Annotated in this window: 5 protein-coding genes and 2 tRNA genes; 5 read left to right on the top strand and 2 right to left on the bottom strand. The window is 43.7% G+C overall.

Annotated features, from left to right (window positions below):
* Positions 1-2 precede the first annotated feature (2 nt).
* The 3 genes from L976_RS01315 (at position 3) to rmf (ending at position 4,135) form a co-directional block, all read left to right on the top strand.
* On the top strand, positions 3-1,910 hold the full coding sequence (locus L976_RS01315) for an ABC transporter ATP-binding protein (RefSeq protein ID WP_047533414.1): 1,908 nt from the start codon (positions 3-5) through the stop codon (positions 1,908-1,910).
* 28 nt (positions 1,911-1,938) lie between these two features.
* Positions 1,939-3,771, top strand: a complete 1,833-nt coding sequence (locus L976_RS01310) for a DUF3466 family protein (RefSeq protein WP_047533411.1) — start codon at positions 1,939-1,941, stop codon at positions 3,769-3,771.
* A gap of 187 nt (positions 3,772-3,958) precedes the next feature.
* Complete coding sequence (gene rmf / locus L976_RS01305; protein WP_006082074.1) at positions 3,959-4,135, top strand: ribosome modulation factor; 177 nt, start codon at positions 3,959-3,961, stop codon at positions 4,133-4,135.
* Between the two features lie 110 nt (positions 4,136-4,245).
* Here rmf and fabA read toward each other — a convergent pair whose 3' ends face one another.
* On the bottom strand, positions 4,246-4,761 hold the full coding sequence (gene fabA / locus L976_RS01300; protein ID WP_011071970.1) for a bifunctional 3-hydroxydecanoyl-ACP dehydratase/trans-2-decenoyl-ACP isomerase: 516 nt from the start codon (positions 4,759-4,761) through the stop codon (positions 4,246-4,248).
* Between the two features lie 73 nt (positions 4,762-4,834).
* Positions 4,835-6,568 (bottom strand): AAA family ATPase, encoded by a 1,734-nt coding sequence (locus tag L976_RS01295; RefSeq protein ID WP_037417378.1) that lies wholly within the window; start codon positions 6,566-6,568, stop codon positions 4,835-4,837.
* A 221-nt stretch (positions 6,569-6,789) separates the two neighbouring features.
* Here L976_RS01295 and L976_RS01290 point away from each other — a divergent pair.
* Positions 6,790-6,880 (top strand) — tRNA-Ser (locus L976_RS01290).
* A 474-nt stretch (positions 6,881-7,354) separates the two neighbouring features.
* A tRNA-Ser gene (locus tag L976_RS01280) sits at positions 7,355-7,445 on the top strand.
* The last annotated feature ends 278 nt before the right edge of the window (positions 7,446-7,723 follow it).

Raw genomic sequence — 7,723 nt, 5'->3', positions numbered from 1 at the left:
GTATCAATAATGGCTCGTTAGCCTATGGTTACACCCCGCTATTACAACATGCTGATTTTACTATTGAGCGCGGCGAGCGGGTCTGTATTGTTGGCCGTAACGGTGCAGGCAAGTCGAGTCTATTAAAGATTTTATCCGGCGATGTGCTGCTCGATGAAGGTGAATTTAACATCGATGGTAGCGTCACGGTCAGTCGGTTACAGCAAGATCCACCTAAAGCTGAGCAGGGTACGGTTTACGCTTACATTGCTGCAGGTTTAAAAGAAGTAGGTGAAGCTCTAGAGCAATACCATCAATTATCCCACGATGTCGCTTTTGCTGAGCCTGAGCAAATGGAGCGCATGCTCAATCAAATGCAAAAGTTGCAGGAGACGTTAGACCACCATAATGGTTGGCAACTTGACTCGCGGATCAATCAAAATTGTGAGCTTTTGGGGTTAGATCCCGATAAATCTTTAAGTGAATTATCTGGGGGTTGGCAACGTAAAGTGGCACTTGCCCGTGCGTTAGTCAGCGCGCCAGATTTATTGCTACTCGATGAGCCAACCAACCACCTCGATATTGATACGATTGAGTGGCTAGAAAAATTCCTACTGGATTTCCAAGGCGCCATCGTGTTTATCAGCCACGACAGGGGCTTTATTGCTCGCATGGCCACGCGGATTGTGGATTTAGATCGCGGTGTCGTGACTTCATGGCCCGGTAATTATCAAGCCTATCTTGATGGTAAACAAGAATGGCTGCGGGTCGAGGCTGATAAAAACGCATTATTTGATAAGCGCTTAGCCGAAGAAGAAGTCTGGATCCGCCAAGGTGTTAAGGCGCGTCGCACCCGTAACGAAGGCCGTGTGCGTGCGTTAAAAGCCTTGCGTCAAGAACGCAGTGAGCGCTTGAATCGTCAGGGTAATGCCAAAATGGCGGTGGCCGATACTGAGCGTTCTGGTAAATTGGTCTTTGATGTGAAGGACTTAAACTATAATTTACCTGATAAAAATCTGGTCAAAAACTTCAATACCACAGTGATGCGTGGTGATCGTATTGCGCTTATAGGCCCTAACGGCTGTGGTAAATCGACGTTAATTAAATTATTGATTGAGAAGTTACAACCTCAATCGGGTGAAGTGAAAGTCGGTACTAAGCTCGAAATCGCCTACTTCGACCAATACCGTGAAGCACTGGATCCTGAGCAAACTGTTGAAGATAACGTGGGTGAGGGTAAAAAGACCATCACTATCAATGGTCAAGATCGCCATATTTTAAGTTATTTGCAGGATTTCTTGTTCTCACCAATGCGTGCCAGAACGCCGGTAAAGGCGCTATCAGGCGGAGAGAAAAACCGTTTATTACTGGCGAAGTTACTCATTCGTCCCGCAAACCTTATCATTCTGGACGAACCAACAAACGATCTTGATATTGAGACCCTAGAATTGCTAGAGTCGCTGCTGACTGAATATGAAGGCACGTTATTGCTGGTCAGCCATGACCGGGCGTTTATCGATAATACCGTGACCAGCAGTTGGTGGTATGCCGGTAATGGTCACTGGACTGAGTATGTTGGTGGTTACCAGGATGCTATCGATCAAGGTGCAAAGTTTTATTCTGAGGAACCTAGTCAAGCAAACACGGTCGAAGCTCCTGCGACGGCAAAAAACGCTGAGGTTAAAGTGGCTGAGCCTGCCAAAGCCGCAAAAAAACTGTCCTATAAATTACAGCGTGAGTTAGAGGCAATGCCAGAGTTGATGGAGAAATTAGAGGCCGAAATCCTCGATTTACAAACCACAGTGGCAAGCCCAGATTTTTATAGTCAGACGCAGGATAAAATCAATCAGGTATTGAGCTTGTTAGCGGATAAAGAAAAGCAATTGGAAGTTTGCTTCGAGCGATGGGAAGAGCTTGAGTCACTGAAGTAAACCAATAATAACAATGGGAATTGAATTAATGAAGTTAAAGTTGGATAAAGCCCTGTCCTTGGTTGCCTTAGGTGTCCTTGGCGTATTGCACAGTGCCCATGCTGCACCAGTCTATGAAATTGTTAACATTGATAATTATGATCTACCACTTGCAGACACCCTCCAAGGTACGCGTAATGGCTACGCTTTAGGTGTTAATGGCAACGATGAACTGGTCGGTATCGCCAAAGGCAAGAAAAAACTCAGTACATCCGATGTTGAAGGTGGTGTGATTGATGTTGAAGATGGTATTGCCTCAGAGGAAACTATCACCTATTCAATTACAGCGGCCATTATTGCGAATAACTTTGCCTTTATCGCTGCGCAAAATGGTGCCACTGGTGCGTGGAAGCCAACCTTTGACAGCATCAATGGTACCACGCCACCAAGTGATTCTTCGGTTGTGAATTCAGTTGATACTTTTTACTACGGCATCAATGATGCGGGTGTGAAAGTTGGCAGCATGACTGCCCCTGAAAAGAAGACAGAAAATACTGCAACCACAGATAATGCAACCGACTATTGGTATTATCGCGATTATGAGTACCGTGGTGTTGCCAAAGTGGGTGACACCGAGATCCCATTACCACCTCCTTATACTCAATATGTTAAGGATGATAAGACTGTAGAGCTCGGTGGTTGGTCTGCGGCAACGGCAGTTAACAATAATAACTTAGTGGTGGGTTATGCTAGCACTAATATCAGCAAGTATGGTGGTGATCGGGTTGCTTACTGTTTAGGTACTGATAACACTTTGCCATTAGATGTGTGTATTCAGCGTGAGCAATATCCTAATACTCAAGGCACGCGTAACATCCAGTACCAAACCCGTGCTTATGTTTGGCAACTAGATAATGGCATTGCTACTGGCACTGAGTTACCGCTAGGATTAACTCCCGCCAGTGACAATACATTGACATTTACTGCACAGGCATTAGGCGTGAATAACGACGGTGTGGTGGCTGGTCGCTCACATGTTTACCGTAACGGTAATACCGATAGATTACGTCAAGATGCGGCCTATTGGACCAAAGATGCAGAGGGTAAATATCAATACCATTGGATCCCAATGGGGGACTCAATTTTGAGCTCTATTGCCTACGATGTAAACGACAATGGAATTGTTGTGGGGAGCTATCGTAGTTATATCCAAGGCTACCAACGCGATAAATTCTTCTATTTTGATATTAATACCCCAGACGTACCTTATGTGACGCCTAATGATTTTGCTGCGACAACCACAGATCTATCTAGCAAAGCTAAAGATATCAATAACAAAGATCAAGTCGTTGGTTATATTGAAACCACATATGATAAAGAAAAGCCACGCCCTAAGGCAGGCTTCCTGTATGAGAAATCAACGGGTGAATTCAATAACCTCAATAATTTGCTGACCTGTGAATCTAAAGGTTTTGAAAAGGGGGCTGATGGTAATTGGGCTCGCCATAAGGTTGAAGTTAAGGATGGAACAGGCAAGGTATTAAGCTATAACAGTGATATTCTCATTGTCGAAGCTGCCAGTATAAATGAAGAGGGTACTATTGTTGGTACTGCATTCATTCGCAAGCCTTCATACCAACTCGATAAAGATGGCAACATTATTGTTGGTGAAAATGGCCTACCTCTGTTTGAACTCAGCGGTAATGGTGACCCTGTGACAGCTTATATTCCACGTATGGTTGTGCTTAAACCTACCACTAACGGTGAAGCATGTACCGTAGATGAAAGTACTGATACGGGGAATTATGAACGTAAAGGTGCAGCATCTTTCGCGTGGTTATTAGCCTTACCCTTAGTTTGGTTACGTCGTCGGGTTCGCTAGTTTTTAAGCTTGAATTCAGACTAAAAAAATCGAGGCAAAATGCCTCGATTTTTTTTAATCATGATCTCAATAGTTTAATAAATAGTCGATAAAATGAACGATTTTTTGATTGATCTCGGCGCTGAAAAGCACTATTCCTATGGGTGAAGCTGTTGCTTCTATTTCACGTAGAACAGAGGACGCTTGCATGAAAAGACAAAAACGAGATCGTTTAGACAGAGCTTTTTCAAAAGGATTCCAAGCTGGTGTTGGTGGACGCTCTAAGGAGCTCTGTCCTTATGCAAATCTTGATTCGCGGTCACAGTGGTTAGGTGGTTGGCGTGAAGGTGTGGATGGCCGAGTTAATGGGCTATTTAATAAATAATGGCGTTTTGCTCATTAATTAAATAGCCCAGAACAAACAGAGTAATGCAGCATAATTGCCCTCAGATGAGGGCATTTTTGTCTCTATTGAATATTGCCGGGTAAAGCAGGTTAGAAGGTCGAAGTATCGCTAAATACACCGACTTTAAGGTCGGTTGCACTGTAAATTTGACGTCCATCTACTTCAAGGATGGCATCTGCAATACCCATTACTAATTTACGGTGGATGGTACGTTTGATATTGAGCTTATAAGTGACCTTTTTCGCGCCGGGTAATACTTGACCTGTAAACTTCACTTCACCCACACCTAAAGCGCGACCTTTGCCTTCAGCACCTTCCCAGCCTAGGTAAAAACCAACCAGTTGCCACATGGCATCTAAGCCTAAGCAACCCGGCATAACTGGGTCAGTGATAAAGTGGCAGTCAAAAAACCATAATTCTGGCTTAATGTCGAGTTCGGCAACAATTTCACCTTTTCCAAACTCACCACCGTTGTCATTGATGGTGATGATCCTGTCGATCATCAGCATGTTGTCTACGGGGAGGCGAGGGGAGTTTGGACCAAATAATTTCCCATGGCCACAGGCGATAAGTTCTTCTTTGTTGAAACTGTTTGCTTTATTCATTGTTTTACTACTCCAGCAATAAGAGCGCCAAGATTAGCGAACACGTGTAAGCTAAACAACTCCGATCAGCTAATTAATGTCGAAAAAATCCTAGTTTTGCGAGTAATCTCGTCATTAAGCCTATTTCTTCTTCACCGTTACCAGCTAGCTTGTCTAATCGTTGTTGCACTAGACCATATAAGGATTCTGCTGGGAAGTCATTATCTTCATCGGCAACGCCAGCGGGCATCTGCATCAATAGCTCGACCGCTTCATCCATATGTTCAATGGCATAAATATGGAACAAGCCTTTGCCTACAGCTGTAATCACTTTGGGGTGTAGATTAAGCTGTAATATATTTGACTTGGGCATAATTACACCTTGCTCACCAGTTAAGCCTCGGCGTTCACAAAGATTAAAAAAGCCTTCAATTTTTTCATTAATGCCGCCGATGGCTTGTACATTACCAAATTGATCCAATGCACCTGTTATGGCTAACGATTGAATAATCGGCTGTTCGGCAATGGCCGACATCAAGCAGCAATATTCTGCAAGCGAGGCGCTATCGCCATCGATCTCCTGATAGGATTGCTCAAATACAATATTGGCATTTAGGTGCAATGGCGCATCGCGACCAAAGATACGATATAAACAGGCTGAAAGGATCATCATACCCTTTGCATGGATATTACCGCCCAGCTCTGACTTTCTTTCAATATCTGCAACTTCACCGTCACCATAGTGTACTGTAGCGGTGATCCGTGCTGGTTCACCATAGCAGTGATCAATTGCATCGATAACAGTAAGACCATTAATTTGTCCTACCATAGCGCCCGTAGTTGGCAGATTTATGAAATTGTCATCAAAACTTTGGCTTGAAAATTCTTCAGAGCTGTTATGGCGATAATTGGCTTGCGATAGCGCACGTTCAATGCTGGCTGCATTAATTGTTGATTTACCGCGATAGACTTTTGCCTGCGCCATTAACTGCGCCAAATCTAGCATTGAGAGACTTAAGCGACGTTGATGCTCGGTTAATCTAGCACTGTGTCTAAACAGTGGCGCAAGACTGGATTGTTCTAATGTGACATCGACACTTTGTGCCACCGTTTGTAGCCAACTGGCATATTGCGCTTCTTTAAAACGGGTCAAATCCAGTTCACCCGCCAGTTCTGCCAACAGGTTAAAGTGACGTTGAAATTGCCAATCTTCAGACCTAATTTGGCTATAGATTAAACCCGCGCCAATTAAAATAATTTTACAATTTAATGGGATTGGGCTTAGGTTGTGACTGATTTGATACTCTTTCTGTGTCAGGATTTGCAGCAGCAAATCCCATAAGCCTTCTCGTTTCCACAGGGATTCAGCGCAGATAAATACATAATGGCATTCGGCCAATGCACCTGCTTGATATTTACTGCTATTACCCGATTGCACCATACGGCCAAGTAGGTCTGAACGGCGGATATTGCCACTCAGATAGCGATAACTGACATGCTTTTCAGCAATTGAGCCTTGGTTGTCCTGCGGCGCTTCATATTGCCAATGGAATTGAATGGTTTTGTCTTCGGGGCGCTTTGCCACCAGATAAGCTGCCGGCAATGGCTCAAGCGTTTCCATTAATGCTTTGATCATTAATAGTCTATCGATGCCAGGAAAATCTGCGAGATACAGTTGTTGATCGGCAATAGCGTTATGTAACTTAAAGGCATCCAATACGCGCTCTTGACCTAAAAGCAACGCTTTATATCCTGTTGGCAATTGCGACAGGACGGGAAGATTAAATTCAGGGGCGAGTGAGGATGAAGGTATCAAGAGTGAATTCATATAAGCATTTACCGTGAAAAGTTACCGCGATTTTACCATACCGAGAGGGCAAGTCTCTTACTGTATAGGTGTTTTTATGCTGCTTTACCCAGATATTGCTGAAAATATGTTTGCTATTCGCCTGAAAATTCATCCGTCTGAACATAAGATGAGCATTTGACACAATATTCAAAAATTGCTGTTTACAAGCACCGATGATGCTTATATTATTTGCGGCGTTCGGAGGGGTGGCAGAGTGGTTTAATGCACCGGTCTTGAAAACCGGCGTGGGTTTATAGCCCACCCAGGGTTCAAATCCCTGCTCCTCCGCCATATTTCACACAAAGGCCATCAGCAATGATGGCCTTTTTGTTTATGTAATGTCAGTCAAAAAGGTCGCTAAACAATTAGCGGCCATTTTGCTTCTGGTTCCATGGTATGAGATGTTTGATTACATTGCCAAAAGGCGTATCTGCGATTGTCTTGATAATCATTATGTTCTGATATGAAGAAGTTGATTTTTAAGGTTTGGATTAACCTTCTCCTACGATCCCTATTTATACTTCATCTTTTTCATAGGAAGCCGCCACCTTAAAAAAGTGCTCGCGATTCCTTAATCTATTCAAAAGTGACTTAGGTAATGTTGTTGTCATGCCGGTTTTTAGTGAGCAGAAATAGCAACAGATCAAAAATCGCCCTGAAAGCGATGATTTCATCGCCAGCTGGATATCAAATCGCCAATCAATTCAAATAATAATAAATTTAAGTTTACAGCTTTGGGCGAGATGTATATTATCTCGCTCGTTCGGAGGGGTGGCAGAGTGGTTTAATGCACCGGTCTTGAAAACCGGCGTGGGTTTATAGCCCACCCAGGGTTCAAATCCCTGCTCCTCCGCCATATTTCACGGAAAAGCCATCAGCAATGATGGCTTTTTTGTTTTTGGAATTTCGAAAGTTGAACCCTAGGGTTCCTAATTCTAAGCAAGTTGAACCCGAGGGTTCCTAACGCTAACCGCAGTTCCACCACCAAATTCAGTCAAAAAGGCCGCTGATGACTTAGCGGCCTTTTTCTTTCGCAATAGATTTAATTTCCCATTAGCTAGGGCGTGTTGACGTTTCGAGATTAGATTTTGTTCGTTCTGGCAAGCACGTGCTCGCGAAACGAGGAATGATGTG

The sequence above is a fragment of the Shewanella sp. ZOR0012 genome, from assembly GCF_000798835.1.
Classification (GTDB): Bacteria; Pseudomonadota; Gammaproteobacteria; order Enterobacterales; family Shewanellaceae; genus Shewanella; species Shewanella xiamenensis.
The sequence above is the reverse complement of the archived record's forward strand: the minus strand, read 5'-3'. Positions and strand labels throughout refer to the sequence as shown.